At 65.0% G+C, this 26,372-nt stretch carries 25 protein-coding genes; 11 read left to right on the forward strand and 14 right to left on the reverse strand.

Annotation, left to right across the window (positions count from 1 at the left end):
• Positions 1-4: 4 nt before the first annotated feature.
• Positions 5-472, reverse strand: a complete 468-nt coding sequence (locus RAD15_RS17760) for an NUDIX hydrolase (RefSeq protein WP_458179433.1) — start codon at positions 470-472, stop codon at positions 5-7.
• A gap of 241 nt (positions 473-713) precedes the next feature.
• Between RAD15_RS17760 and RAD15_RS17765 the strand changes: the two genes are divergently transcribed.
• On the forward strand, positions 714-1,136 hold the full coding sequence (locus tag RAD15_RS17765) for a RidA family protein (protein WP_458179434.1): 423 nt from the start codon (positions 714-716) through the stop codon (positions 1,134-1,136).
• Between the two features lie 37 nt (positions 1,137-1,173).
• On the opposite strand, the gene RAD15_RS17770 is transcribed toward RAD15_RS17765, so the two are convergent.
• Complete coding sequence (locus tag RAD15_RS17770) at positions 1,174-2,265, reverse strand: enolase C-terminal domain-like protein (RefSeq protein ID WP_458179435.1); 1,092 nt, start codon at positions 2,263-2,265, stop codon at positions 1,174-1,176.
• A gap of 189 nt (positions 2,266-2,454) precedes the next feature.
• Here RAD15_RS17770 and RAD15_RS17775 point away from each other — a divergent pair, with 189 nt between their 5' ends.
• Positions 2,455-4,017 carry an adenylate/guanylate cyclase domain-containing protein gene (locus tag RAD15_RS17775; RefSeq protein ID WP_458179436.1) on the forward strand — a complete coding sequence of 521 codons (1,563 nt, stop codon included), beginning with the start codon at positions 2,455-2,457 and terminating at the stop codon, positions 4,015-4,017.
• A gap of 300 nt (positions 4,018-4,317) precedes the next feature.
• On the opposite strand, the gene RAD15_RS17780 is transcribed toward RAD15_RS17775, so the two are convergent.
• Both RAD15_RS17780 and RAD15_RS17785 read right to left on the reverse strand, forming a co-directional pair.
• Positions 4,318-5,541, reverse strand: coding sequence for an ABC transporter substrate-binding protein (locus RAD15_RS17780; RefSeq protein ID WP_458179667.1), 1,224 nt, complete (start codon positions 5,539-5,541; stop codon positions 4,318-4,320).
• 137 nt (positions 5,542-5,678) lie between these two features.
• On the reverse strand, positions 5,679-6,701 hold the full coding sequence (locus tag RAD15_RS17785; protein WP_458179437.1) for an AraC family transcriptional regulator ligand-binding domain-containing protein: 1,023 nt from the start codon (positions 6,699-6,701) through the stop codon (positions 5,679-5,681).
• Positions 6,702-6,893: 192 nt separating this feature from the next.
• On the opposite strand from RAD15_RS17785, the gene RAD15_RS17790 reads away from it, so the two are divergent.
• Positions 6,894-8,048, forward strand: a complete 1,155-nt coding sequence (locus RAD15_RS17790; RefSeq protein ID WP_458179438.1) for a DUF3047 domain-containing protein — start codon at positions 6,894-6,896, stop codon at positions 8,046-8,048.
• Positions 8,049-8,338: 290 nt separating this feature from the next.
• Here the strand turns inward: RAD15_RS17790 and RAD15_RS17795 are convergent, their stop codons facing one another.
• From RAD15_RS17795 to RAD15_RS17805, 3 genes are all read right to left on the reverse strand, one after another.
• Positions 8,339-9,268, reverse strand: a complete 930-nt coding sequence (locus tag RAD15_RS17795) for a carboxylesterase family protein (RefSeq protein WP_458179668.1) — start codon at positions 9,266-9,268, stop codon at positions 8,339-8,341.
• Positions 9,269-9,393: 125 nt separating this feature from the next.
• Positions 9,394-9,879: a hypothetical protein gene (locus RAD15_RS17800; RefSeq protein WP_458179439.1), complete on the reverse strand. Its 486-nt coding sequence runs from the start codon at positions 9,877-9,879 to the stop codon at positions 9,394-9,396.
• Positions 9,880-9,902: 23 nt separating this feature from the next.
• On the reverse strand, positions 9,903-10,307 hold the full coding sequence (locus RAD15_RS17805; RefSeq protein ID WP_458179440.1) for a DUF3606 domain-containing protein: 405 nt from the start codon (positions 10,305-10,307) through the stop codon (positions 9,903-9,905).
• A 272-nt stretch (positions 10,308-10,579) separates the two neighbouring features.
• Here RAD15_RS17805 and RAD15_RS17810 point away from each other — a divergent pair, with 272 nt between their 5' ends.
• On the forward strand, positions 10,580-10,720 hold the full coding sequence (locus RAD15_RS17810; protein WP_018321489.1) for a hypothetical protein: 141 nt from the start codon (positions 10,580-10,582) through the stop codon (positions 10,718-10,720).
• On the opposite strand, the gene RAD15_RS17815 is transcribed toward RAD15_RS17810, so the two are convergent.
• From RAD15_RS17815 to RAD15_RS17825, 3 genes are read right to left on the reverse strand one after another with little or no spacing between them, the layout of a single operon-like run.
• On the reverse strand, positions 10,717-12,246 hold the full coding sequence (locus RAD15_RS17815) for an ATP-binding protein (RefSeq protein ID WP_458179441.1): 1,530 nt from the start codon (positions 12,244-12,246) through the stop codon (positions 10,717-10,719). The genes RAD15_RS17810 and RAD15_RS17815 overlap by 4 nt on opposite strands.
• Positions 12,247-12,262: 16 nt before the next feature.
• Positions 12,263-12,967: a response regulator transcription factor gene (locus RAD15_RS17820; protein ID WP_458179442.1), complete on the reverse strand. Its 705-nt coding sequence runs from the start codon at positions 12,965-12,967 to the stop codon at positions 12,263-12,265.
• Between the two features lie 19 nt (positions 12,968-12,986).
• The gene (locus tag RAD15_RS17825) at positions 12,987-14,483 is read right to left on the reverse strand and encodes a DUF4153 domain-containing protein (protein ID WP_458179443.1); all 1,497 of its coding nucleotides are present in this window, start codon (positions 14,481-14,483) and stop codon (positions 12,987-12,989) included.
• Positions 14,484-14,670: 187 nt separating this feature from the next.
• Here RAD15_RS17825 and RAD15_RS17830 point away from each other — a divergent pair, with 187 nt between their 5' ends.
• Positions 14,671-16,014, forward strand: coding sequence for a glycoside hydrolase family 3 N-terminal domain-containing protein (locus RAD15_RS17830; RefSeq protein ID WP_458179444.1), 1,344 nt, complete (start codon positions 14,671-14,673; stop codon positions 16,012-16,014).
• Here RAD15_RS17830 and RAD15_RS17835 read toward each other — a convergent pair.
• The 3 genes from RAD15_RS17835 to RAD15_RS17845 all read right to left on the reverse strand — a co-directional run bounded on the left by RAD15_RS17835 (position 16,011) and on the right by RAD15_RS17845 (position 19,903).
• A complete protein-coding gene (locus RAD15_RS17835; RefSeq protein WP_458179445.1) occupies positions 16,011-17,630 on the reverse strand; it encodes an ABC transporter substrate-binding protein in 1,620 nt (539 codons plus the stop codon). The genes RAD15_RS17830 and RAD15_RS17835 overlap by 4 nt on opposite strands.
• Positions 17,631-17,724: 94 nt before the next feature.
• Positions 17,725-19,179, reverse strand: a complete 1,455-nt coding sequence (gene hydA, locus RAD15_RS17840; protein ID WP_458179446.1) for a dihydropyrimidinase — start codon at positions 19,177-19,179, stop codon at positions 17,725-17,727.
• A 115-nt stretch (positions 19,180-19,294) separates the two neighbouring features.
• Positions 19,295-19,903 (reverse strand): TetR/AcrR family transcriptional regulator, encoded by a 609-nt coding sequence (locus tag RAD15_RS17845; protein ID WP_458179447.1) that lies wholly within the window; start codon positions 19,901-19,903, stop codon positions 19,295-19,297.
• A gap of 101 nt (positions 19,904-20,004) precedes the next feature.
• On the opposite strand from RAD15_RS17845, the gene RAD15_RS17850 reads away from it, so the two are divergent.
• From RAD15_RS17850 to RAD15_RS17870, 5 genes are all read left to right on the forward strand, one after another.
• Positions 20,005-20,700, forward strand: coding sequence for a PspA/IM30 family protein (locus RAD15_RS17850; protein WP_458179448.1), 696 nt, complete (start codon positions 20,005-20,007; stop codon positions 20,698-20,700).
• A 43-nt stretch (positions 20,701-20,743) separates the two neighbouring features.
• Positions 20,744-21,019: a YiaA/YiaB family inner membrane protein gene (locus RAD15_RS17855; RefSeq protein ID WP_458179449.1), complete on the forward strand. Its 276-nt coding sequence runs from the start codon at positions 20,744-20,746 to the stop codon at positions 21,017-21,019.
• Positions 21,020-21,214: 195 nt separating this feature from the next.
• The gene (locus RAD15_RS17860; protein WP_458179450.1) at positions 21,215-22,240 is read left to right on the forward strand and encodes a hypothetical protein; all 1,026 of its coding nucleotides are present in this window, start codon (positions 21,215-21,217) and stop codon (positions 22,238-22,240) included.
• The gene (locus RAD15_RS17865; RefSeq protein WP_458179451.1) at positions 22,237-23,430 is read left to right on the forward strand and encodes a hypothetical protein; all 1,194 of its coding nucleotides are present in this window, start codon (positions 22,237-22,239) and stop codon (positions 23,428-23,430) included. Before RAD15_RS17860 ends, RAD15_RS17865 begins: the two co-directional genes overlap by 4 nt.
• Positions 23,431-23,516: 86 nt before the next feature.
• Positions 23,517-23,723, forward strand: a complete 207-nt coding sequence (locus RAD15_RS17870; RefSeq protein WP_458179452.1) for a hypothetical protein — start codon at positions 23,517-23,519, stop codon at positions 23,721-23,723.
• A gap of 118 nt (positions 23,724-23,841) precedes the next feature.
• Here the strand turns inward: RAD15_RS17870 and RAD15_RS17875 are convergent, their stop codons facing one another.
• The gene (locus tag RAD15_RS17875; protein ID WP_458179453.1) at positions 23,842-24,687 is read right to left on the reverse strand and encodes an SDR family NAD(P)-dependent oxidoreductase; all 846 of its coding nucleotides are present in this window, start codon (positions 24,685-24,687) and stop codon (positions 23,842-23,844) included.
• 185 nt (positions 24,688-24,872) lie between these two features.
• Here RAD15_RS17875 and RAD15_RS17880 point away from each other — a divergent pair, with 185 nt between their 5' ends.
• Entirely contained in the window at positions 24,873-26,369 is a 1,497-nt protein-coding gene (locus RAD15_RS17880) for an aldehyde dehydrogenase family protein (protein ID WP_458179454.1), read from the forward strand.
• The last annotated feature ends 3 nt before the right edge of the window (positions 26,370-26,372 follow it).

Consider the following 26,372-nt stretch of genomic DNA (forward strand, 5'->3'; position numbering starts at 1 on the left):
CCCTTCACGCAGTCCTGCTCTTTCCTCCCAGCGGCAGCTGCTTGAGCCCGGTCGGATAAAGGCTCGGGCCGCCGTCCACGTCGAGATCGGCAAGGTCGAACCAGCGGGCGACGATCTCGGCCCCGTTGTCTTCCCTGAAGTCGATATGGTCCTGACCGCGGAACGCAGCCTCGGGAAACGCCACTTCGGAGATGAACACCACCTCGTGCCCGGTCGCTCCCTCGTGCACGAAGATGTTCTCCAGCATCGACGGCTCGCCCCTGAGCGTGATGTCGATGCCGAGCTCTTCGTTGAATTCCCGCACCAGGCCGGCCCGCCAGCTCTCGCCGAACTCGATCTCGCCGCCGAGCGGACGCACGCCCTTGAGCCGGCCCGCATCGTCGCGAACCTCGGCCGCCAGCAGCCGCCCGTCCCGCCAGTGCAGGCCGATCGCGACGACGCGGATGTGAGGATGCGGACGCCAGGTGGTCATGAGGGCATCGTTATCGCGCGCGCCGCCGCTGCGCAATGCGCGCAGGCGAGGTCTTGTCGGGCTGGGTCTGCCGCCTTCGGCACGCAAAAACTTCGCAGCCTTGATCCATGACTAGCCGCCTGCCATTGTCCGGTCATCCACCGCGGCAACGAGCTTGGTGCGATCGAATTATGGCGTTCGGCGAAATGCGTCGCTTCGCCGGATGTGAAAACCGGATGTGAAAAGAAGGCAGGCTGGCGAGATGAGCAGCGTGAACAAGCCCGGCGGCAACTACCTGCCGGTGATCATCCATGGTGGAATTGCGTATGTCAGTGGTCAGCTGCCGCGCCGCGGCGAAGACCTGCTGTATGCGGGCAAGGTCGGTGCAGGTGTCGATATCGCGGCCGCACAAGAAGCTGCGGCCCTCTGCGCCGAGCTCTGTGTTGCGGCCATCAACCACGCAACGGGCGGAGAGGACAAGATCGTCCAGGTCCTGCAACTCGTGGGATACGTCGCCTCGGCGCCTGGATTTACCCAACAGTCGCAAGTCATGAACGGTGCCTCCGACCGGCTGATCGAGCGCCTCGGCGATCGCGGTCGTCACACGCGTACGTCCGTCGGCGTCGCCGAGTTGCCGCGAGGGGCTCCCGTCGAGCTGAGTATGATCGCCGCTGTTCGGTCGTAGGTCCGTCGATCGTTGATCGACGCGGCGACAGACGGCCTTATATCACGAGATATTTCTTCACCGCCGCCTCGTCCCACGCGATCCCGTTCCCCGGCTCCTCGCCCGGCAGCGCAAAGCCGTCCTTGATTGTCAGACGCGTCGACAGCACCGCGTCGGCCCAGTCGACATATTCCAGCCAGTGCGCGGTCGGCGTCACGCAGAGCAGGTGCGCGCTGACTTCCGAGAACAGATGCGTCGACATCTCGATGCCGGCGGCGTGCGCGAGCGCGGCGGCACGCAGCCAGCCGGTGACGCCGCCGATGCGCTGCACGTCGGGCATCACGTAGTCGCAGGCTTCCGCCGATAGCGCCGACTGCATCGCAAAGGCGCTGTCGAAATTCTCGCCGATCTGGACCGGCGTGCGCAGCGCGTCCGCGATGCGGGCGCAGCCCTCGTAATCGTCGTGGCGGATCGGCTCCTCGATCCAGCTCAAGCCCTCGTCGTCGAGCATCTCGCCGCGGCGGATCGCTTCAGTCACCGTGAGCGCCTGGTTGTAGTCGCACATCAGCGTCACCTTGTCGCCGACCGCCTTTCTCACCGCGCGCACCATCGCCTGATCCTCCCGCGCATCGGGCCGGCCGACGCGGATTTTTGCGGCGTGAAAACCCTCGGCCAGCAGCTTGTGCGCCTCCTCCACTGCGGCACCCGCCGGCATGATGCCGAGGCCCTTCGAATTGTAGGCCTTGACCGGTTTCGGCGCGCCGCCGAGCAGGCGGGCGAGCGGCAGGCCTTTGCTACGGGCGAGTGCATCCCAGGCCGCCATGTCGATGCCGGATTGCGCCAGCCGCTGCAGGCCGGCGAGCCCCAGCAGCGTGAAGCGCTGGGTCAGCTTGCGCTCGATCTCGAACGGCAGCAGCTCGTCGCCGGCGACGAGTTCCGACATTTCGGCGACCATCGCGGTCAGCGGCTTCAGGGCCGAAGGCGTGATCGAGAACAGATAGGCGTGCCCCACCGCGCCCTGGTCGGTCTCGCAGTCGATCAGCACCAGCGGTGCTTTTGCGACGGCCCCGGTCGAGGTTTGCAGCGGCAGGTTCATCGGCACGATCACGGGGCGCGCGTGGAAGCGTTTGATGCGGATGGTCTCGGTCATGGGATCTCCCGGCGGAGTGAATGCAGGTTCATGCCGATCTTAAACGGTTGTGATGAAACGAAAAGGCGCCTGCCGCGACCACCATGAAATGGGGTTGCGCCGGCCTGCTTTTGTTGGCTCTGTGCCGCCGCATTCTTTGCCGCGAATCCCTGGACTTTGCGACAAAATCGCACACAACGGAGCCACAGAGTGAAACAAGAGATCGCCGAAGAACAGCGCAAGAGCGGCGTCCTCATCGGGGCCGTGATCGCCTTCCTCCTGCTTGCCCTGCCGCTCGCGGTGTGGCTGGACCTGACCGAGCTCAGCAAGACCGCGCTGCGCCGCCAGGCCGCCGACCTCAATTCGGTCATCACGAGCGTGCGCAGCTATTACGCGACCAACGTGGTCGGGCGCATCCTCGCCAATCCCAACGGCACGACCAGGGTCGTTCACAATTACGAATCCGTGCCCGGCGCGATCCCGATTCCCGCGACGCTGTCGCTGGAGCTCGGACGGGTGATCGGCGCGCAGCAGGAGAACATCAGCTATCGCTTCGTCTCGGACTTCCCGTTCCAGAACCGCGTGCCGCACCAGCTCGACAAGTTCGAGAAGGACGCGCTCGATGCGCTGCGCAAGGACCCCGAGCAGAAGATCGTGGAGACCGACACCTCGCTGTTCTCCGACAAGGTCCGCCTGGTCGCTCCCGTCACGATGGGCCCGGCCTGCGTGAGCTGCCACAACAGCCACCCCGAGAGCCCGAAGAAGGACTGGAAGGTCGGCGACGTCAGGGGCATCCAGGAGGTGATCATCGCCCAGCCCATCGCCGCCAACATCTTCTCGTTCAAGTTCCTCTTGGCCTATTTCCTGATCGCCGCGGGAAGCGGCCTGTCGTTCCTCTCGTTGCAGCGCCGCCAGGCGAGCCGCATCAAGGGCATGAACAAGGAGCTCGAATCCACCAACGACTTCCTCGCCTCGCTCTCGATGAAGATCTCGCGCTACATCCCGCCGCAGGTCTACAAGAGCATCTTCTCCGGCCAGAAGGACGTCACCATCCACACCGAGCGCAAGAAGCTCACGATCTTCTTCTCCGACATCCAGAATTTCACGGCGACCGCGGAGCGGCTCCAGCCCGAGCAGCTGACACAACTGCTCAATGAATATTTCACCGAGATGTCGGCGATTGCCCTCGAATATGGCGGTACCGTCGACAAGTTCATCGGCGACGCCATGCTGATCTTCTTCGGCGATCCCGAGACCAAGGGTGACCGCGCGGATGCGCAGGCCTGTCTCCAGATGGCCTGGCGCATGCAGCAGCGCCTTGCCGAGCTCAATGCGAAATGGCGTGCCTCCGGCATTGAGCAGCCGTTCCGCTCGCGCATGGGCATCAATTCGGGCTATTGCAATGTCGGCAATTTCGGCAGCAGCGACCGCATGGACTACACCATCATCGGTGCCGAGGCGAACCTCGCCGCGCGCCTGCAATCGATCGCCGAGCCCGGCGGCATCGTGCTGAGCTACGAGACCTTCGCACTGGTCAGCGACATCGTCCGCGCCCACGCGCTGCCCGCCATTACGATGAAAGGCATCAGCCGCGAGGTCATTCCGTATTCGGTCGATGCGCTGAACGACGCGGCGGCGGAGCGCAGCGGCGTCATCACCGAGCGCGCGCCGGGGCTGGAGCTCTATCTCGATCCCGCCGTGGTGAAATCCGGCGACGCCGCCCGCGTGCGCGCGCTGCTGGAGAACGCACTGGCCTCGCTGAAGCCGGCGTGAGGGTGCGCGTGCGTAGCGTTCGTTCCTCTTGAGAGCGCTCCGCGTGGCACACTCTCTTACCCTCCCCTGGAGAGGGAGGGTCGATCGCGCGCAGCGCGAGCGGGGTGGGGTGATCTCTCCACTCGGGCACCGTTGGATGGGGAGAGACCGTCACCCCACCCCGTCTCACATTTTCGCTGCGCTCAATGTGAGCCGACCCACGGGCGAGCTACGCTCGTCCCGGACCCCTCCAGGGGAGGGTAAGCGTGCACTTCCCGCAACGAGAGAGGAGGGAGGCCCGGCAAAAGGTTTACGTGAGCCTCACCTTGCCGCACCTTCCGTGAACGCCGTCTCGATCACCTCGCCAAATGGCTGCCAGGAGCGGCCGTCAAATTGCACCAGCCGCATCTGCCTGATCGGCAGATAGCTCTCCGGCGAGGTGCTCATCCTGATGTTGGGCAGCGCGACGGACGGCTGAAAGGCCTTCAGCGACGCCGCCTGCCGCATGATGTTCTCGCGCGAAAAATCGTCGCCGCATTGCTTCAGCACCTTCGTCAGCGCCTCAGCAGCGGCGTAGCCATAGACCGCTGCGCTGTTGTTGGTGCTTTCGATCTGGTGGTACCTGTCCATGAAGGCGAACCAGTCCTTCATGGCGGGATCGTCCTTCCATGCGGGATCGCTCGGATCCTTCAAAAAGGCCGCCGAGATCACGCCGGCCGAATTCTCCAGGCCCGCCGGCGCCATCGCATTGGCGATCGTGGCGGAGGCATCGTTCACGATGAAGACCGGGCGCCAATTGAGCGACGCCGCAAGCTTGATCACCTTGGACGCGGTCGAGGGCACGCCGAGGAAGACGAAGATGTCGGCGCCGGCGCGCTTGAGGATCGAGACGTGGCCTTCGAGATGCTCGTCATTGATGTCGAAGGCGATGTCGACGAGGACATGTCGGTTGAGATCGCCGAGACCTTCCTGGATGCCCTTGTAGAGCATGCGGCCGAACTGGTCGTTCTGCCAGAGCACGACGATCTTCTTCCTGGGATAATAGGCCTGGATGTAGTTGGCGTAGATGCGGCCTTCCGACCGGAACGACGGCTGCCAGCCCATGGTCCAGGGAAACGCCTTGGCCTGGCTCAGCTCCTCGTCACCGGAGGCGACGAACAGCTGCGGGATCTTCTTCTCGTTCAGGTACCAGCGCGTGGCGAGATTGCCGGGCGTGCCGAACGATCCGAACATGACATGCACGTCGTCCTTCTCGACCAGATTGCGCGTCAGCTCCAGCGCGGTCCCGGGATCGGAATTGTCGTCGCGCGTGATGAAGCGGATCTTGCGGCCGTTGATCCCGCCGCTCGCGTTGACCATGTCGAAATAGGCGGCCTCCGCCTTGCCGATCGCGCCGAACTCCGAGAGCGGCCCCGAATACGGCATCACATTGCCGATGCGGATTTCCTTGTCGGTGGCGGGTTGCTCGGTGTGTTGCTGCGACATCGCCCCCAGCGATGCGAAAGCGACGATCGAAACGAACAGCAGTCTGCCGGTGACGCGCATGTTCGACACCTTGTCGTTGGCCCCCAACGAGGTCGGCTCAATTCGCACCAAGGCGAGTTGATCTACGTCAAGCGTTTGGCAATCCTGTGGCCGACTGCGACAGCCGCGCATGAAACGGCAGACGTGCTGACGCGCCGCTACGGCAGCCCCCGCGATTCAAGCAGCCGGCGCCAGCGCGTGGGGGGAACGCCGCTCCAGCGCTCGAAGGCCCGGCTGAAATGGGCGGGGTCGTCATAGCCGAGCATGGATGCAATGTCGCCGATCGACCGGTCCGTCTGGCACAACAGTCGCACCGCCCGGCGCTGCAGCGCGTTTCGCAACAGGTCGCTGTAGCTCAGGCCCACGTCGCTGAGCCTGCGTTGCAATGTTCGTCTTGCGAGTCCCGACCGGGTTCCGATGCGTGACAGGGTCGGACGCCGGTCGAGCAGCTCCAATTCGATCAGGACGGATAGACGGCCCGGCAGGTCTTCCGGATCCGGCAGGTCGAAAATGCGCCCGAGCTCGCTTGCGCTCAGCCCGTCGTCTTGTTCGAGATCCGGATTGACCGATGTCAGCAGCCGGCGGTCGAAAACGATCGCGCTGGCGGCGTTGCCGATCGCCGTGTCGGTGCGCATCAATTCGCCGACCGGACATCGCAGCCGGCTTGGCAGGTCCGCAAGGACGATCCGGTTCGGCAGCCAGCAGGCGCCGGCAAAATGCCTGACGACGGCAATCATGTACCAGATCGCGAGCATCTCGTTCTGCTGGCGCCCGTCGCGCGCAGGGTCGGCCAATTCGTATGACCAGTGAAGGTCGTTGCCGTAACGACGGACGACCAGCTGGGTGGCGTTCTGCAGCATGTGCGGCAGGCTCGTTCCGGCGCGCTGGATCGCCTCGAGCAAGGTCGGGGCCTGGCTCACCCATCTGCCGAAAACGCCGAGGCCCGCCATCGACGTCTGGCGACCAAGCCGGGCCGCAAAGACTTCGTCGTGCAATTCCCGCGAGGTCACCATCAACAGCCGGAAATGATCGCGCAGTGGCAGCAGCGTGTCGGGCGATTCCAGCAAGGCGAGGGGAAGATCGGCGCGGCGAAACACCCGCTCGATCGATCCTCCGGCCGCGGTCACGACCTGTGCGATCGGACCGAGCGTGCTCGCGCGTGTGTAACCGGTCTGGTGCATCTGCCCTCACGCGCCAAACCGGCGGCCACGTCGGCACGTCATGGCAGGCTGAATTCGGCGCGAAAGCATAGCATTCGAATCCCCGGGGAATACGGCCAAACGCCCGTGTCACGTACGGGCAGGGAGGAATGCATGTGCTTTGCTTGTCTTGGCTTCTCGTCTCCGGCCTGGAAAATTTCCCGGCGTGATGTCATGTTGCGTGCATCGGCACTCGGCCTGGCGCTGCCCCTTGCCGGTCCCGCATGGCAGACGGCGCGAGCGGCAGAGCAGGGCGTTCCGGCGCCGGCGGATCCGGTGAGCGGCGTCAAGGACATCATCGCGAAGGCGAATTCACCGGAACTGGTTGCCTATAAGGCGTTCGAGATCAACGGTGCCGATCTGCCCTGGACCGATCTCGGTCTCGACGCGACGCGGGGCCAGCAGGTGACGTTCCTCCTGGGCGGGCGCATGTGGCTGTCGCGCGATCGCGATCTCTGGTTCGGCCCCGGCCTGATCTTCCACGCGCGCACGCGTGGGCAGCGGCCGATGTACAATCCGATGCTGGATACGGGAACCATGACGATCTCCCACGATGGACGCATCGAGGTCGCGCGTTCGGCCGCCGAATGGGCCAATGAGGATGGGGCCCTGGGTACGCCGGAAGACATCTACAAGAAGGCGGATGTGAGGATCAGCGGGATCGCGCTGCTGTGGCGCGGGGATGCCGCGGTGGGCGTCGAGAGCCTCCTGGCGCAAGGCGATGTCGGCGGCCTGCTCAAATCCGAGCTTGCGCGTCTGGAGCGGGGCGGCAAGCTGCCGCCGGGCTGGTCGAACCTGCTCGGCTTTGGCGGCGGACAGGAGGTCTTCAGCCAGGGCGCCGGCGGCGAGATCGTCTGCGACGTCGCGGGCCATGTCAGCATCATCGAGCGGCCGCTGCCGCTTGCATTGGCCTCCCGTCCGCGCCTCGCGTGGCGCTGGAAGATCGATCAATTGCCGTCCGTCGTCGCGGAGGATCAGGCTGCGACCCACGACTATCTCTCGATCGGCGTGAAGTTCGAGGACGGGCAGGATCTGACCTATGTCTGGAGCGAATATTTGCCTGAAGGCAAGGTCTTCCGCTGCCCGTTACCTGCATGGACTGCGATCGAGACGCATATGATCGTGCGTTCCGGGAAGGTCGGTCTCGGCAGCTGGCAGGCGCACGAACGCGACGTCGCAGCAGACTACGCGGCCCATATCGGCGGATCGGCGAAGGCCATCTCGAAAATCTGGCTGCTGGCCGTGGCGCCCTTCCAGCGCCGCCACGGCGCGTGTCGCTACGCCGATATCGCGGTCACCACCGCGGATAACGCCGTGCACAAGGTCTAGCGCGAGAGGTGACTCAGGTGTGTCGACGCGCCGTCGGCGGCGCGTCGTAGGCGCGCTCACTCATCTTCCGATTGAGAGAGCACGTCGTGTGGCACCCCTCTCCCTAACCCTCCCCCACAAGGGGGAGGGAACGGACCTTCTCTGCGGCCCATGACTCGATCTATTAGGGCGCTTGCGATGAGTCACGGTGTAGCGGCGAACTCCGCTCGGCTCCCTCCCCCCTTGTGGGGGAGGGTTGGGGAGGGGGGTAGCCCAGCAAATGGTGTTTCGTCGTCGTGCCGCCCGCCCCGCTACGGCAGCCCGCGCGCCTCCAACTGATGCACCAGCAGCAGCGTCGGCTCGGCGAGGCTGTCGCCGGAGCCGTCGAGGCCGAAGGCGCTCGCGATGCCGTCGCGGCTGCGCAGCAGCGTGGCACGCGGACAATGGCCCGCGCCGCAGAGCGTCTTCTTCAGCGTCTCGCCCTGGGCCACCACGCCGGCGGCATCGTCCGCCGACCAGGCCAGCACGATCGGCACGTCGACGTTGATGATGCCTGGGAAGACCGAGCGCTTGTCATATTGGGCAGCGTCGGTCCCGAGATAGGCCTTCACGCTGTCGCCGGCGTCCTTGCCGGCGCGGTAGAATCCGGACACCAGCACGACGCCCGCGACGTCGGCGCGGTCGGTCTGGAGCTCGGGATGTGCCAGCAGGGTGGCGACATGGAAGGCGCCGGCGCCGTAGCCGACCGCGACGATCTCGCGGGCATCGCCGTTGAACAGGTCGATATTGCCGTGGACCCAGGACAGCGCCGCCGCCACGTCGCTCGCGCCGGCCGGCCATGCCGCCGCGGGCGCCAGGCGATAGTTGACGCGGACCCCGATCATGTCGTTGCGCGCGGCAAAGCACATGACCTGGTCCTGGATCTCGCGGGACAGGTCCGGCGCTCCACGGTCGCCGGTGAAGGTGTCGCCGGCCACGAACAGCAGCACCGGCCGCGGCGTATCCGCCTTGGTCGTGCTGGCGGCGACATCGAGCACATTGGCCTCACTCTCGCCGTAGCGCAGGCCGCGCGAGAAGGTGACCTGCTCGCACAGCCGCGCGGTGCCGCCGGCGGTGGTGTCGGAATCGGTGAGGCCCACCTTCACGAGATCGGAGGACGCCGCCAGCCGCGCCGGCAGCGGGCCATGCGCGGAGGCGGTCGAGACGGTCAGAAGCAGGAAAAATGCGAGATAATTCTTCATCATGGTGCCGGCCTGCGTGCCTGATATTGGCTCGCTGGTTTGGCCTGTCTTTTCAGTTCGCCCTATTAGTTAGCTCGTCTTGAGGCGATTTCACGGCACCTCTCGGCTTGTCCTTCGAGCGTCGCTCAATTTCCCGGCTGGAACGTGCATTCTGCGCCGCTGCCGTCCTTCCGCCTGATGGCGTTGGGGTCGATCGTGCAGCTCAGCTTGGTCAGGCTCTCGAAATTCGATCCCGCCGCGCCGTCGGGCGGAATGCCGGCCAGCGCCTCGGTGGCGAAGATCTCGTTGGCGGTGGAGCCGTTCACGGTCTTCGTCTTCTTGCCGAAGGTGACTTCGCAGTTGCGCACGGTGATGTCGACATTGCCGGTGCGGCAGACGATCTTGTCTGCGGTCACCACGATCGGCTTCTTGTAGGGAATGTCGCTATTGGCGGCGAACAGCATCGCCACCGCCTTCTTCTCGCCGCCCGAAAGGTCCGGCGACAGCGGCGCGATCACGCCCGCGAGCGCCAGCGCGGTCGAGCCCGAGACCTTTGCCGGCGTGGCGCCGGAGGCCCCGGACGCGCTGGCGACGACAAGGGCGCATGTGAGGATATGCCTGCGGGCGTGCATCCTTGCCTCCTGCATCCGGCGTCTCAGGCGGTTTTCTTCCGCTTGGCGGCCTTCTTCGTCGTCTTCTTGGCCGCCTTCTTCTTCGCCGCCTTCTGGGCGGCGAGGTAGGCTTCCACCTTCCTGGAAGAATGGCCGGCTGCGGCGACGGCGGCCTTCAGCTTGGCCGGGGTGATCTTGAACTTCTTGGACCAGTAGCGGACCTCATAGGCCTCGCTCAGCGCGATCCGGCTCTTGTCGGAGGCGCGGTGCTTCTGGAGCTTGATGTAGGCCTCGACCTTCTTGGCGGAGTGGCCGACCTTCTTGACGGCGTATTTGAGCTTGGCCGGGGTCACCTTGAACTTCTTCGACCAGTAGGCGACTTCGTATTTCTCGGTGAGCGCGATCAGCGCCCGATCGGCTCCGCCCCGCTTTGCCTTGTTGTCGGCCATGCTGTCCTCCTGCCCTTGATTGCGTGCGTCAGTCTAGCATGCAACCGGATTTGGAGCGCAAGGCACCGGTCGCGCGGCGATTGCGCGGCGCAGCGGTTTTGCACCGGTGTGTCAGATGCTTGTCCGGCGCGACCCAGCCTCGGTCCGGAGACGGCTTTCTACTGTGCATGGGGTTGTTTTCGCGATTTTGTGCCCCTCGCATTTCCGTGACGGAACCTTTTGCCGGCTGATGCGACTTATCCATGACACGGGGAAACACGTGCGAGGCAGTCATGGCACACAAGCATACCGCCGATCCGGCAGAGATCATGCGGGCGACTGGTCATCCCGAACTTGAATATGCCGCCGGCTGGACTATCGCCGGTCTCGTCACCATCGGCACCATCGTCGCCGCCTGGGTGTTTGCGATCTAGGCTACCGGGAATTGGAGTTCGAAGGCGGCCCCTTGGTCAGTGGGCTTCAGCCTGATTGAGCCGCCATGGCTCGCCATCACCGCACGTGCGATCGCCAGCCCCATGCCGGTGCCGCCCTGGTCGCGGCGGGTGGTGAAGAACGCATCAAAAATCCTGTCGCGGTTCGGCGCCGAGATCGGCTCGCCGTCATTGCTGACAGTCACAAGCAGGGTCGTCCGCTCGTCCACCGCCTCCAGCCTGATTGTCCCAGCCTTGTGCCGCATGGCGTTGTCGGCGAGGTGCGACAGCACGATCAGCGCCTTCTCCGAGGACATGCCGATCGCGCGGTCGAGGCTGCCGCTGGCCTCGATTGAGCTGGCCGGAAACCGGCTCCTGAGGTCGGCGATCACGGGGGCCAGCTCCGTGCGCTCGTTCTGGGGCAGGCTTTCGGCCCGCGCCAGCTCGCGCAGCCGCTGCGCCATCGCCTCCAGCCGCTGCGTGTCGGACAGGATGTTGGCGATGAACGTCTTCTGCTCGGCCGGCGTCAGGCCCTCGGATTTGCCCTGATAGGAATCCTGCAACAGCTCGGCCGCGCCCTTGATCGAGGTCAGCGGCGATTTCAGCTCGTGCGTGAGGTGGGCCGAGAACGTCGCGATGTAGTCGGAGCGCCGCGCCAGTTGTTCCGCCATGCCGAGAAAACTGTGCGAGAGCTGGGCGAACTCGCGCGTACCGTAGTGCCGCAGCGGCCTGAACGCCTCGCGGTCGCCGCGGCCGATTCTGGCGGCGCGGTCGATCAGCTCACGCATCGGCAGCGTGATGGTGCGCGAGAACACCAGGCCGATCGCGATGGTGCCGAGGATGACGGCAAGCCCCGCCAGCACGAACTTGGCCCGCTCCTGGTAGAGATGGTCAAAAATGTTGCTCGGCGTCCGCGTGGTGTAGATCACCCCCGCAACGCGGTTGTTGACAATGACGGGCATCGCCGAGAAGACGTGCACGCCGAGGCCGCGGCTGAAGGAATAGATCGGCGGCGGCGGCTTGTCCGGCACGCGGTTGCGCAAGGTGGCGCGATACTGCCCGTGCAGCGCATCCGCGACTTCCTCGATATGGGCGAGCGATTGCCCGACTTCCTGCCGCCCGGCGATCACGACGCCCTGCGGATCGAGGATGCGAAAGCCCGCCAGCGTCACCTTCTGGGTCTCGCGGATGATCGGCGTCAGCCTGGCGCCGATCTCGACATAGGCGGGCTGCGCCGGCTGGGGCGCGGCTTGCGCATCGGGCCGCCGCCGCAACAGATCGTTGGCGGTGAGGTCAAGCGCGGGGCGGATCGGGGTGACCTGGTCGCCGGGGTCGGGCAGCACGTTCGGCGGTACCTCGGCGCCAAGCGTGAGGCCGTTATCGAGTCTTGCGGTGACCTCCTGCGCATAGATCGTGGCGAGCACACGGCTCTGCGCGATCAGCTCGGCCTGGGTCTGGCGGATCAGCTGGTTGTCGTAGAGGCGGAAGAAGAACAGCCCGACCAGCGGCAGCACACCGACGGCCGCCATTTGTCGGGTGCCGCGCTCATGTCTCTTTCTCGCAGCGCCCGAGCTTGAAGCCGACGCCGTGGATGGTCTCGATGACGTTCTCGCAATTCAGCGCCGCGAGTTTGGCACGGATGTTGCGGATGTGGCTGTCGATGGTGCGGTCGGAAACCTGGATGTTGAGCTGATAGGCCGCCCGCATCAGCTGCTCGCGGTTGAACACCGAAGTCGGCCGGGTCAGGAACGCGCGCAGGATGCCGAACTCGATCGCGGTCAGCTTCAGCGGCGTGCCGGTGAAGGTCGCGACATGCTGCTCGGGATCGATCAGCAGGCCGCCTTGTACCAGCGCGGCAGGACCGGCCTTGGCCTCGCCATTGCGCGGACTGAGGCGGCGCAGGATGACATTGACCCGCGCCACCAGCTCGCGCGGGCTGAACGGCTTGGTCACGTAGTCGTCGCCGCCGATCTCGAGGCCGAGGATGCGGTCGATCTCCTCATCGCGTGCCGACAGGAACAGGATCGGCACGTCGGAGGTCTTGCGGATCTCCCGGCAGACGTCGAGCCCGTCGAACTCGGGCATGCCGATGTCGAGCACGATCAGATCGGGCCTGTCGGCGGCAAAGCGGGCGAGCGCCTCCTTGCCGTCGCGAGCCTCGATCACGTCCATGCCGGCCTTCTTCAGGGCGACGCGTATGACCTCGCGGATGTGGCCTTCGTCGTCGACGATGAGAATGCGATGCGCCAAGAAACTCTCCGCTGCCTCGTCAGCTCGCCGGCCGATTCGTCGCCAGGGCTTCCAGCCTGCGCTGGAGCCGCCAGTTCCGAAAGCCCCAGCTTCGCCAGGCGAGGTCCTGGCGCTGCTGTTCTACAAGGCGGTCGCGGCGCGACACAAGGCAGCTCTCGGGGATGCCGGGCTTGAGCATGATCGCCTTGTCTATGGCTGGCAGCGCCTGCGGCCCGAGCGTCAGGAGATAGTTCATGTCGATCTGCACGCCGTTGCCCGACGCCTCCCGGCTGTGGGCGACATTGTAGTTGGCGATGAAGGCATCGAAGTTCACGAGTGAGACGACATACAGCACGATCGTTAACGTGATCAGATTGGCACTGATGAGCCATTGGTTGGACTGGTTGAGCGCGATGCGGGCCACGATCAGGACCAGTCCCAGCGCCACCAGCCCCATCCAGATGAAGGCCGCGATCCGCCAATAGGTCAGCATGTAGATGTCGACGTAAAGGTCGAGGCGGAGGATGGAGGAGGCGACCAGAAGGACGTTCTGCCCGACCCAGAGATAGACCAGCGGCCGGATCACCTTCGACTGTTCCGCCGGGCCGCCCGGCCGCATCGTCATCAGTACGAAGGCGGCGGCGAGCAGCGCGGTCGCGATCAGCGGATAGGCGCCGCGATGGGCATAGGCCGCATAGGTCATGCTGGCTGGCAGGGCCACATGCCCCCACAGATAGATGCCGTCGAGAATGGACTGCGCCGCGAATAACAGATTGAACAGGATCAGCGAGCGCAGAATGCTGGAGGGACCCAGGAACTCCGGCGAGATGAAGGGCGCAACCGGCTCCGGCGCCGCGACATCGGTTTGGGCGGTTGCAGCAACCTTCCGGCGCCGCCAACGCACATGGATGAACGGCCAGACCAGCGCCAGCATCAGGATCCAGAACAGCACGCGCGGGATGCTGACATATTCGAGGATGATCCTTGGATTGAGCAGCGAGACCCATTGCTCGATCACGGGATTGGCGGCAGCGAACAGCGCGACGAACACGGTGCCCAGCACCACCGGCATCAGCCACAATGCGATGCCGCGGGTGAACGCCGACATGTTGAAGACCTGAAGCGCGTCGGGGAAAATTCTGAAGGGACCGAACAAGACGAAGTTTCGCAACGCGCGGGCGCGCTCGGCGAGTTCGGTCGTTTCAGGATTGGTTGCAAGCAGCAGAGCGATGACCAGCGCCGCAACGAGGATCAGAAACGAAAGCGTGTTGAGCTCTTCGATGGCGGGCACCAGTCCGATGACGACGGTGACGGCACCGATCGCCGCGCGGCGGATGTCCAGCGACGCGTGGTTGGCGAGCAGGGAGGCGCAGACGATCGCGACCGCAAAAATGGCCAGCGACAGCCCGGCCCTCTGACCGTAGAACAGCCAGTCGGCGAGTGCGGCGAGCACCAGCGCCATCGCGAGGTTGACTGATACTGTCGAAGGCCTGATCGGCTGGAGATCCGCGGCGATCGTCGTAGCCAGGCTCGTCATGTGCAAATGACCTCTCGTGAATGTCGATGTCGTGCAATCTGCACGGCGCTTGCGCAGAAGCCGGGGCCATCGTCTGCACGGTTTCAGGAGTCTTTTGCAGATTTCGTGCAGGTGCGCTTTTGTCCCTCGCGCGGCCTAAGTCGCGCTGATAGGTGCGATGCGTTCATCATTTTGGACGTGACGCATCATGCAAATCCTCCACCGTATCGGTCTCATCCTGCTCTGGCTTGCCGCGCTCGTCGTCGCATTCGCGGCCGCGAACAAGAACGATCCTTATCTGGTCCCCTTGCGCGGCGCCGGAAACATCGCGCTTGTCGTTGCAAGCCTCGTCATCGTCGCCATGCTGCTTCGCAGGGGGCGATGGCGCGGCATGATGGGCAAGCTGCTCGTCATGCTGTGGTGCCTGCCGCCGCTCTTGATGTCGGCGGCGCATCTGAAGTTCGAGCTGCGCAAGCACGACATTCTCAGCGCGAGCGCCGCTGAAGCGCGCCAGCTCGGGCCTCACTTCATGGTCGGCTATTCCTCTTTTCCCGAGGTCTCGCGCCTTGCCGAGCAAGGCTTGATCGGCGGCGTCTATGTCACCCGGCACAACATCCGCGGCCGGACGATCGAGGCGCTCCGGGCCGAGATCGCGGCGCTCCAGGACAAGCGGCGTGCCGCCGGCCTGCCGCCGCTGGTCGTCGCCGCGGACCAGGAGGGCGGCATCGTCGGGCATCTCGCGCCGCCGCTCACGAAGGTGCCGGCGCTGGCGACGCTTGCCGGGCTCGCTCCCGACGACCAGCAGGCCAAGGCCGCAGAGTTCGGCCGCATCCACGGCCGCGAGCTTGCCGGGCTCGGCGTCAACCTCAATCTTGCGCCGGTGCTCGACCTCAAGCCGCCGCAGAGGCGCAACCGCCTCGATTTCCACACGCTGATCGGCCAGCGCGCGATTGCGACCGATCCTGTCGTCGTCAGCACGATCGCGAGCGCCTATGTGCGCGGGCTGGAAGAGTCAGGCGTCGGCGCCACACTCAAGCATTTTCCCGGCATCGGACGCGTGCGCACCGACACGCATCATTTCAGTGCCAGCCTCAACACGCCGGTGAGGGAGTTGGAGGCAACCGATTGGCTCCCATTCCGCGAAGTGCTGTCGCATTCGCGCAGCGCCCTCATGGTCGGCCATGTCACGCTCACTGTGGTCGACCCCGATCGCGCCGCGTCGCATTCGAAGCGGGTCGTCGACGGCATCATCCGCGGCAAATGGGGCTATCAGGGCGTGGTGATGACCGACGACCTCGTGATGGGCGCGATCTACCAGCACGACGTCTGCAAGGCCGTGGTCGAGGCGATCAACGCCGGCGTCGATCTGCTGCTGGTCGCCTATGACGGTGCGCAGTACTACCGGATCTTTGCCTGCGCCCTGGAGGGATCGCGGCAGGGCAAGCTCGACGCGGCGATGCTGCATGCGAGCGAAGCGCGGCTGGAGCGGGGCCTTCCGACCGAGCAGGCGCGGGCCGCCTCACGAACTGTCACCGTCGCTCGCCAAAACTAGCCCTTCGCGAACTGACGGTAGTCAGGCTCGCGATGAAACCAGAACTCGTAGCCGCTGACGCCCTTCTGCATGGCGACGTCGTGGATCGGCTGGTTGAGCGGCACGACGGGAACGTCGCGCATGCAGAGCGCGATGAAATCCTTCACGCACCGGTTGTACTCCGCCGCATCCGCGGTGAACCGCGCCTTGTCGATCAGCGCGTCCATCTCCTTGTTCTGGTACGAGGAGATGTTGAAGATCGAATTGTTGCCGTGGAAATTCCAGTAGAAGTAATATTCGGGATAATCGAGCCAGCCGCTGAAGCGGTTGAGCGCGAGCGGCAGCTCTTTCTTGTTCAGCGTCGTGCGCCAGTTCGCGCCGGGGATTTTTTCGATTCCCGCCTTGATGCCGATCTTGGCGAGATTCTCCTGGATCAGGATGGCGGTCGGCTCGCCGACGGTGGCCGTCCCCGTGTCCAGCGACAGCGTCGTCTCCAGGCCGGATTCGAAGCCTGCTTCCTTGAGCAGGGCCTTGGCTTTGTCGAGATCGGTGACGTAGGGGAAGGGCTGCGGCCAGACCGGCTTTGAGACTTCGGCCGCTCCGCCGTACATGGGAACGGCGCGGCCGAAGAAGGCGCTGCTCTGGATCTGCTCGTAAGGCATCGCCCAGGCAATGGCCTGACGCAGCTTCACATTGTCGAATGGCGGCTTCGCCGTGTTCATCGCGATGGACCAGAGCGCGTTCGGGATCGGCACGCCCGACACTTTGACCTTGCCCTCTCTAATGATCTGCTCGAAATCGCGGGGCGCAAAGCCGCTGGAAATATCCGCATCGCCTCGCTCCAGCATGGCACGGCGGGTGCCGGCGGAAGGGACGTCGCGCGCGATCACGCGCTTCACCTTCGGCAGCGGTCCGCTCTTCCAGTCGTCGAAACGCGCGAGCACGGTTTCGCTGCCGGGCTTCCAGCTCTCGATCCTGTAGGCGCCGCCCCCGGCCTCGTTGTTCCTCAGCCACGCCAGCGCCCAGGGGTCTTCCGGCGTCGCATTCTTCTTCGCGAGCTCGGAATTGATGACGAAGGGCACGACCACGGCGACGTTGAACAGCAGCATCTTGTCCTTGCGGACATAGTCGATGCGGAAGGTGTGGTCGTCGACGACCACGAACTGCTCAGGCTTTTCCAATGACCCCGCCGACATCTGGAAGGTCGGAAAGCCGCCGACCTTCACCGCGCGGTCGAACGACCATTTGACGTCCCTGGCCGTGACGGGCGTGCCATCGTGGAATTTCGCGTCCTGCCTCAGCTTGAAGGTGCAGGACATGCCGTCGGCCGCGACTTCCCAGCTTTCGGCAAGCTCGGGCGCGAGCTTCTCACGGTCGTATGAGATCGTCCCATCGGGCAGTGTCTTCGAGGCATAGGTCAGCAGGCGGTCGTAGCAATTCCAGGACAGGCCGTTCACGGTCTGGTTGGATCCGACGCCCTGCATGTCGAGCGAATTCGGCCCCAGCTCCTGCACCACCAGCAGCGTCTCCGCGCGCCCCTGCGCCCAGGCAAGCGACGGGGCGACCGTCATTCCAGCGACGCCGAGGCCGCCAAGCACGACGTTGCGGCGGGTCATGTCGAAAGGTGATGTGCTCATCGCTGCCTCCTCGAGAGAAATTTGCGACATAAAGAGGCAAGGCGCATGCCATCGGCCGCGCTTCATGGCGTCGCATCCAGCACGCGTGGCGCGGTTAAGGCGTCACCGCTCCGCGAGCCACCGCACGCGGGGTGGTCAATTCCTTCCAGGTGGAATTGGCGACATGCACCGGCGAGAAGGCCGGACGCTCGACATAATGCCCGTCGCCCGCCTCGGCGCGCAGATCGCCATCCTTCCAGGCGACACGGCCGCGCGACAGCGTCACCGCTGCACCGCCCGTGCAGGAGAATCCTTCGAACACGTTGTAATCGATCCGGCTCATCTGTCGTTTCGCGCTGATGGTCTTTGTCGCCCTGGGATCCCACACCACGATATCGGCATCCGAGCCGACCGCGACCGCGCCCTTGCGCGGATAGATGTTGAGGATGCGGGCGATGTTCGCCGAGGTCACCGCGACGAACTCTTCTTTCGTCAGCCGCCCGGTGGCGACGCCCGCGGTCCACAATAGCGCAAGGCGATCTTCGAGCCCGCCGGTGCCGTTCGGAATCTTTCTGAAGTCGCCGAGCCCGAACCGCTTCTGCTCCGTGGTGAAGGCGCAGTGGTCGGTCGCGACCACTTGCAGTGATCCGGATTGCAGGCCGGCCCACAGGCTGTCCTGATGCGATCTGTCGCGGAACGGCGGCGACATCACGCGCTGGGCGGAATGATTCCAGTCCTTGTTCTGGTATTCACGTTCGTCGAGCAACAGATGCTGGATCAGCGGCTCGCCATAGACGCGTTTTCCCGCCGCGCGCGCCCGCGCGATTGCCTCGTGCGCCTCGCGGCAGCTGGTGTGCACGATGTAAACAGGCGTGCCGGTCATATCAGCGATCATGATGGCGCGGTTGGTGGCTTCGCCCTCGACTTCCGGAGGTCGTGAATAGGCGTGGCCCTCGGGGCCGGTGACGCCGCGCGCGATCAGCGCCTCCTGCATCAGCGCGACGACGTCGCCGTTCTCCGCGTGCACCACCGGCATGGCACCGAGATGCGCGCAGCGCGCGAACGAGTTGTAGAGCTCGTCATCGTTCACCATCAGCGCGCCCTTGTAGGCCATGAAGTGCTTGAAGGTGTTGATCCCGTAGGTTTTGACCACGGTCTCCATCTCGTCATGGATCTGCTTCGACCATGACGTCACCGCCATGTGGAAGCCGTAGTCGCTGGCCGCCTTCTCGGATTTGTGCCGCCATTCCTGATAGGCCGCGAGCATCGACTGGCCGGGGTCGGGCAGGCAGAAATCCACCACCATCGTGGTGCCGCCGGTCAGCGCCGCCTTGGTTCCCGATTCGAAATCGTCGGCGGTGACCGTGCCCATGAACGGCATTTCGAGATGGGTGTGCGGGTCGATGCCGCCCGGCATGACGTAAGCACCGCCGGCGTCGATCACTTCAGTGCCCGCGGGCGCATCGATCGAAGCGCCGACCGCGACGACGGTCTCGCCATCGATCAGCACGTCAGCGCGGCGCGAATGATCGTGATTGACGACGGTGCCGCCGCGGATGAGGAGGGGCATGGAGGACTCCGGAGGAGAGGCGAGGGACAGGACGCAGCGAAGGCTAAGCGGGCCACTCACGATGCGACAGGCGAAATTTTAGTCAGCCGCCGGTTTCGCTGTGCCCTCTCGGCTATTACGCAGCCCGCGCGATCATTCCCTCGATCATCGCGCGCACCAGGCCGGCGATCTCCTTGCGCAGCGCCGGCAGCGGCACGGCGACCAGCTTCTGCTCCAGCCCCAGCGCCACCATGCCATGCACGGCCGAGAACAGGCTGCGCGCGGTGATGCCGAGTTCCTCCGGGCTGCGCTTTGGAAACAGTGCGGCCAGCGGTTGGTAGATGTGGCGAAACAACTGCATCTGGTCGTCGACGGACCAGTCGGGGATGATCTTGTCGGCCTCCATGCGATGCTCGAACAGCGCGCGCCAGAGCTGGAGATTCTCTGCCGCGAAATCGCAATAGGCGATGGCGATGCGGACCAGGGTCTCCTGCGGCGAGGGCTCGCCGGCGCCTTCCGCTGCGCTCAGCGCCTCGTCGAGCCGAAGCAGCGTACGCGACCCGACACGCAGGATCAGTTCGTCCACGTCGGCCACGAGATTGTAGACCGCGCCATTGGCGCAGCCGATCTCGCGGGCGAGATCGCGGGTCTTCAGGCCGGCCAATCCGCGGGCCGCGATCATCCGTTCCGCCGCCAGGATCAGGTCGGATCTGAGTTTCTCTCGGCGTTCCAAGGCTTTAGTCATTTGTTAACCAAATTCGTGAGCGTCGCTCAAATTTCTCTTGAGCGACGCTCAAGGTGTGCTACAAAGCATCCGTGAGCAATGCTCATAACAGGGAGCAGCAAATGTTCAAGACCGTAGTGACCCTTTTCCGCGGCAGCGTGGCCGCCGCCGGCGAGGAGCTGGAAGACCGGACGGCCCTTCTGATCCTCGACCAGCAGATGCGCGATGCGGCCGCAGCCGTCGAGCGCAGCAAGCGGACGCTGGCGCTGGCGATCGCGCAGGACCAGCAGGAAGGCCGCAAGCTCGAAGCGACGATCGCCCGTATCGCCGATCTCGAGACCCGCGCCGTTGCGGCGCTCGATGGCGGCCGCGAGGATCTCGCCAAGGACGCGGCCGAAGCCATCGCTGGCCTGGAGGCCGATCGCGACGCGGCGCTGACGGCACGCGCGCTGTTCGCGACCGAGATCGCCCGCCTGAAACGGCACGTCGCAAGCGCGCAGGCCCGCATCACCGAGCTCGATCGCGGCCGCCGCATCGCCCGCGCTTCGGAAGCGGTGCGCTCGCTTCGCCGCAGCGGCATTGAAGCCGCACGCCCTTACGAATCCACGCTGCCGGAGGCCGAGAGCACCTTGAGGCGCCTGCGCGACCGGCAGATGGAAGCACAGGCAGCTGACGATGCGCTGGTCGAGCTCGACGCGGCCACCGGTCCGCTCGCCACCGCCGAGAGATTAGCCGAGCAGGGCTTTGGTCCCCGGCTCAAGACCACCGCGGACGACGTGCTCGCGCGATTGAAGTCCAGGCGCGCGCCGACTGCCTGATCCCAAATCCCATCATCATCATTCGAACCAACAGGAGACCATCATGAACCAGAACGGCCAGCCCCACAGCAGCGCCTGGGTGACCTTCACTTACGCGTCCTTCGGCGCCTCCGCCTTCCTCGTCGCCATTGGCATCTTCTTCCTGCCGATCGACCTCTGGATGAAGGGCTATCTCACCATGGGCATCGTGATGCTGATCCAGACCTGCATCACCCTGACCAAGACCGTCCGCGACAATCACGAGAGCAGCCGCCTGGTGAACCGCATCGAGGACGCCAAGGCCGAGCGCCTGCTGATGGAAGTCTCCAAGGCGGCTTAAAAAGAAAGCGCCGGAGAACGAGCTGCACCCAGTCTGGGGCGGCGGATGCAAGAGCATCCGCCGCTTCCTCGCGTGTCCGGTCATTTGCCGCAATCGCCGCAACATATCCTTTACCCTGCGAGCATCACAAAAATGGTGCTCATCGCTCTTTAAACGCTTTGCGTGAAAAACCGTCCGGATCACGGGCAGGCGAGCATGGCAGACCTTTGGAGCGAACGAAGCTGGCGCCATCTGCGCGAGGCCGCCGGGCGGCTGCGTGGCCATACCGCGTTCTGGTTCAAGGCGTTCGCTCAGCCGACGATCGATCTCACGCTGCGCACCCATCCCGGGCACGTGACCCGGATCGTCGAGAGCCCCGGCCTGTCGCTGCCGCAGCACGAACTCGATCAACTCGTGGCGCAGCTCCGCATCGTCGCGGCCAAGACGCTGCCGGCCGATGAGCTGACCTACGGCATCTTCTCCGGCGAACGAGAGCGCCTGTCCCGTGCCATCGTCACGCTGATCTCGGAGCAGGACAGTGGCCGCCCGATAGCCTTCAACGCGCTGTCGATGATGCAGGTCGAGCTCGACGGCGCGCCCGTCGATGTTACCCATCTCGGGCTAGTCATGGTCGATCCCGAAGCGCGCGGGCGGGGCCTGTCCTGGGTGCTCTACGGCCTGACCACGCTGGTGCTGTTCCTGCGCGACGGCCTGCGCCCACGCTGGATCTCCAACGTCACCCAGGTGCCCTCGGTGGTCGGCATGGTCAGCGAGACCTTCTCCGACGTCTATCCGTCGCCGCGCCCCGAGGCACGGCAGAGCTTTGCCCATCTCCAGCTGGCGCGCGGTATCATGCGAGATCACCGCAAGGTGTTCGGCGTGGGCGGCGATGCCGGCTTCGACGAGAGCCGCTTCGTGATCACGGACGCCTATACCGGCGGCTCCGATGCGCTGAAGAAGACGTTCGACGAGGCGCCGAAGCACCGCGACCCGCAATATGGCGACTTCTGCATCCGCGAGCTGAATTACCACCGCGGGGATGATTTCCTCCAGATCGGTCGTATCGATCTTGCCGCCGCGCGCGCCTATCTGTTCGAGCAGGTGCCGCACCGGTCGCTCCCCGGTTTGCTGGTTGCCTCCCTGCTTCTCGCCCTGCAACGGCTGGTGCTGCCGGTCATCCATTGGCTCGACGACGACAGGGCTTTTGGCACGTTGCGGCCGCGGCAGGAGCGCAGCCGATGACGTCAGTCGTTATTGCCAATGCGATCGTCAATTTCTGCGGCGTGATCGGGCTTGTCGTCGCCATGCTCGCGCTCCACCGCCGCGATGCGCGGAGCCCGTTGACCGGGCGCTTCCTGATCGCCCTCGGTATCGTCGCACTGCTGTTCCTGGTCCGAAGCACGGCGTGGCTGACCGGAAGCAGCCTGCTCGACGACCTCTCGGTGATCCCCGCCGCGCTTATTCCGTTCGGCGCGCTGATCGTGACCGAGGGGATGCTGAGGCGGCACGCCCCCCGTGTCATCAAGCTCGCCGTGATCGTCGGCGCGGTCGTGCTCGGCATCGGCGGTGCGCTCGGGCTCGAACGCTTCGACACGCCCTATGCCGCCGCGTTGGCGTTGTTCCAGCTCGGCGGTTTCGCCGCCTGCGCGTTCTTGCTCGCGACCCGCGACCGCCAGTCGCTGATGGCATCGGAGAACCGCAGCATCGACCGCATGACCATCGGCGCCGTCATCGTACTGCCTTTCATCGTCACCGATTTCGGCGCGTTGATGCCGAACATGCCGATCAAGCTGGGCGCGCTCGGGGCGCTGCTCGTGGTCACGGCGATCCTGATCGCCGGCAGCAGTGGTGAAGCGCGCTGGCACGCCGTGCTGCTCACCGTGCTTCGGCTGGTGAGCTCGGCGCTGCTCGGGCTCGCTGCGGCCTTCGTGGCGCCCGATGTCGATGCCGCTCAGGTCGCGCGCTTTTGCGCCATCGCCGTGTCGGGCGTGCTGGCGATCGGCCTCATGACCGATACCCTGCGGTCCTATCTCGAATCCCGCGCGGCGGGTGTGCTGAGCTCGGTCGCGATTTCGCCTGCGACCACACGTGACCAGCTCATCGCGGAGCTGTTGCGTCACCCGCTGTTCGAGAGCGCGAGGCGCTATCGCGAGGACGATCTTGCGGCCTACGATCCGGTCCTGTTGCGCAACCGTCTCACGACCCATCGCGTGCTGCGACGCGCGGACGCGCCGTGGGGGCATCTGCCTGATGATCCGGCGATGGAGCGGCTGGTGTCGCTGATGGCCGCAGGCAACGCGACGCATCTCGTCGTGCTGTCGCCCGATCCCGTCGATATCCTCGCGCTCGCGGTTCCCGTGACGTCGGCCGATCCTGCCACCGAGACCGCGATTGCGCTGGTGCAGCGCATCTTGATCGTGACGGATGTGTGATTGTCGAGGTCTGGACCGGCATTGCCGATTGAGATTCGAACGCAGGTGCGATATGGCTCTCGCGCTTTCAGAGGCGGAGATGAGCATTGTCGAAACAATCCCTGCGTGAGGAGGCCGAGCGCCTGATCCGCGAATCGATGGAAAAGAAGACCATCGTCGTCAAGCAGGGCTCGACCCGCATCGAGGCCGTCTGCGGCAAATGCGGCGCGCCGAACCGGGTCCAGGCCGAAAAGGGCCAGAGCCGCGTCACGTTCGCCTGCAAGAATTGCGGGCATAAGCAAGAGACGCTGTAACCCCTCATCCTGAGGGGCCCGCCGAAGGCGGGCGTCTCGAAGGATAGAGGCCCCAGCCGGGCCTGCATGGTTCGAGACGCGCGCAAGGGCGCGCTCCTCACCATGAGGGTCTGCAAACCTACTCCCCCTTTACGAACTTCGCGAACGCATCCGCGTAATCCGGATGCCAGCGCGAGAGCGGCGGGCGGTTCTCGACGATGTCGCCGGCGGCCCAGAGCATGCGCTTCTCGTCGAGCGCGCGGGGCACGTCGTTGTCCGGACAGAGAATGTAGAAGTCGCCGGCCTCGAGCTGCGCCAGCATGAAATCCACGGTCTGCTCCGGCGTCCAGGCGCCGGCCGGCTTCTCGGTGCGGCCCTTGGCGGTGAGCCCGGTGAAGACGAAGCCGGGAATCAGCAGGTGCGCGCTGACCTTGCAGTCCTTCGTATTGCGCAGCTCGTGCTGGAGGGCCTCCGTAAACGCTTTCACGCCCGCCTTGGAGACGTTGTAGGCGGGATCGCCGGGCGGCGTGGTGATACCCTGCTTCGAACCGGTGTTGATGATGAGACCGGCCTTGCCGCGCGCGATCATGTTGGGCGCGAAGATGCGCGAGCCGTTGATAATGCCCCACATGTTGACGCCGATGATCCGCTGCCAATTGTCGGGCTCGGCGAACAACGTGCTGCCGGGCTGGATGCCGGCATTGTTCATGAGGACGTCGGTGCCGCCAAAGCGCTCGCGCGCGCTGCGCTCCAGTTCCGTCAGGCTTTCTGACTTGCTGACATCGACCATGGACGTCGTCACATGTGTGGCGGACGTGACGGATGACAGTTTTGTTGCGGCCTCCGCCAGCCGCGCCGGGTCGACGTCGGCGATGCAGACTTTCATGCCGGCGCGCGCAAAGGCCATGGCGGCGGCCAATCCGATGCCGGACGCGCCACCGGTGATGACGGCAACATTGTCTTTGACGATGGCTGGGTGTGGCATGGATCGTCTCCGGCGGAGGGGCTCCGCCGTCCTATAACATGGCGGCCGCGCGACCCTGCACAACTTGGCATGGGAGGTCTTCGTTCCGCGCTGCCTTTACGGCTTTCCGGCACCGCTGTATTCTCTCCGACCTAACGATCCCGCCGAGATCGAACCAATCAATCACCTGACTAGGGAGTGCAGCCATGGCTGTGTCACAGGCTATTCCGATCACGCGTCATCCGTTCGCCAACGGGTCCTACAAGCAGATGCTGATCGACGGGAAGTGGGTTGACGCTGCTTCCGGCAAGCGCTTCGAGACCCACAACCCTGCCACCGGCGAATTGCTCGCGACCGTTGCCGAAGGCGACAAGGAAGACATCGACCGTGCGGTCGCCGCTGCCCGTCGTGCCTTCGAAGGTCCCTGGAGCAAGGTCAAGCCGTTCGAGCGGCAGAACCTTCTTCTGAAGCTAGCCGACCTCGTCGAGAAGAACTTTGACGAATTGTCGCAGCTCGACACGCTCGACATGGGCGCGCCGCTCAGCCGCACCCGCGCCTATCGTCTGCGCGCCGTCGGGATGCTGCGCTACTACGCCGGCCAGACCACCGCCATCCACGGCGAGACCATCGAGAACTCGCTGCCCGGCGAAATCTTCTCCTACACGCTGAAGGAGCCGATCGGCGTCGTCGGCGCCATCATCCCCTGGAACGGCCCGCTCACCGCGACGATCTGGAAAATTGGGCCTGCAATCGCGACCGGCTGCACCGTGGTGCTCAAGCCGGCCGAAGAGGCGCCGCTGACCTCGCTGCGTATCGCGGAGCTGGCGATGGAAGCGGGCGTGCCCGCGGGCGTCATCAACGTCGTGCCCGGCTATGGCGAGACCGCGGGCGCAGCGCTCGCTTCCCATCATGACGTCGACAAGGTCGCCTTCACCGGCTCGCACGTCACGGGTCAGTCGATCATCCGTGCCTCCGCCGGCAACCTCAAGCGCGTTTCGCTCGAGCTCGGTGGCAAGTCGCCGGACATCGTGTTCGCGGATGCCGATCTCGATGCCGCCGTGCCGGGCGCCGCGATGGCGGTGTTTGCCAATTCGGGCCAGATCTGCAGCGCCGGCACGCGGCTGTTCGTCGAGCAGTCGATCTACGAAGAGTTCGTCGGCCGCGTCGCCGAGTTCGGCAAGAAGCTGCAGGTCGGCAACGGCCTCGATCCCAACGTTCAGATCGGCCCGCTGGTCTCCGAGCAGCAGCTCGAGCGCGTCACCGGCTATCTCGACATCGGCCAGAAGGAAGGCGCGCGGGCGCTCGCCGGCGGTGGCCGTGTCACCGAAGGCGCGCTGTCGAAGGGCTTCTTCGTGTCGCCGACGGTGTTCGCGGGCGTCCAAGACAACATGCGCATCGCGCAGGAGGAGATCTTCGGTCCCGTCATCTCGGCGATCGCATTCAAGGACATGGATGAGCTGGTCAAGCGCGCCAACAACACCACGTTCGGCCTTGGTTCGGGCTTGTGGACGCGCGACGTCACCAAGGCACATGCGGTGGCCAAGAGCCTGCGCGCCGGCTCGGTGTGGGTGAACTGCTACCAGGCGATGGACCCGGCCGTGCCCTTCGGCGGCTACAAGATGAGCGGCTACGGCCGCGAGTCCGGCAAGCAGCACGTCGAGGAATATCTCAACGTGAAGGCCGTCTGGGTCAAGACGGCGTAAGGC

Source organism: Bradyrhizobium sp. 14AA (assembly GCF_054185205.1).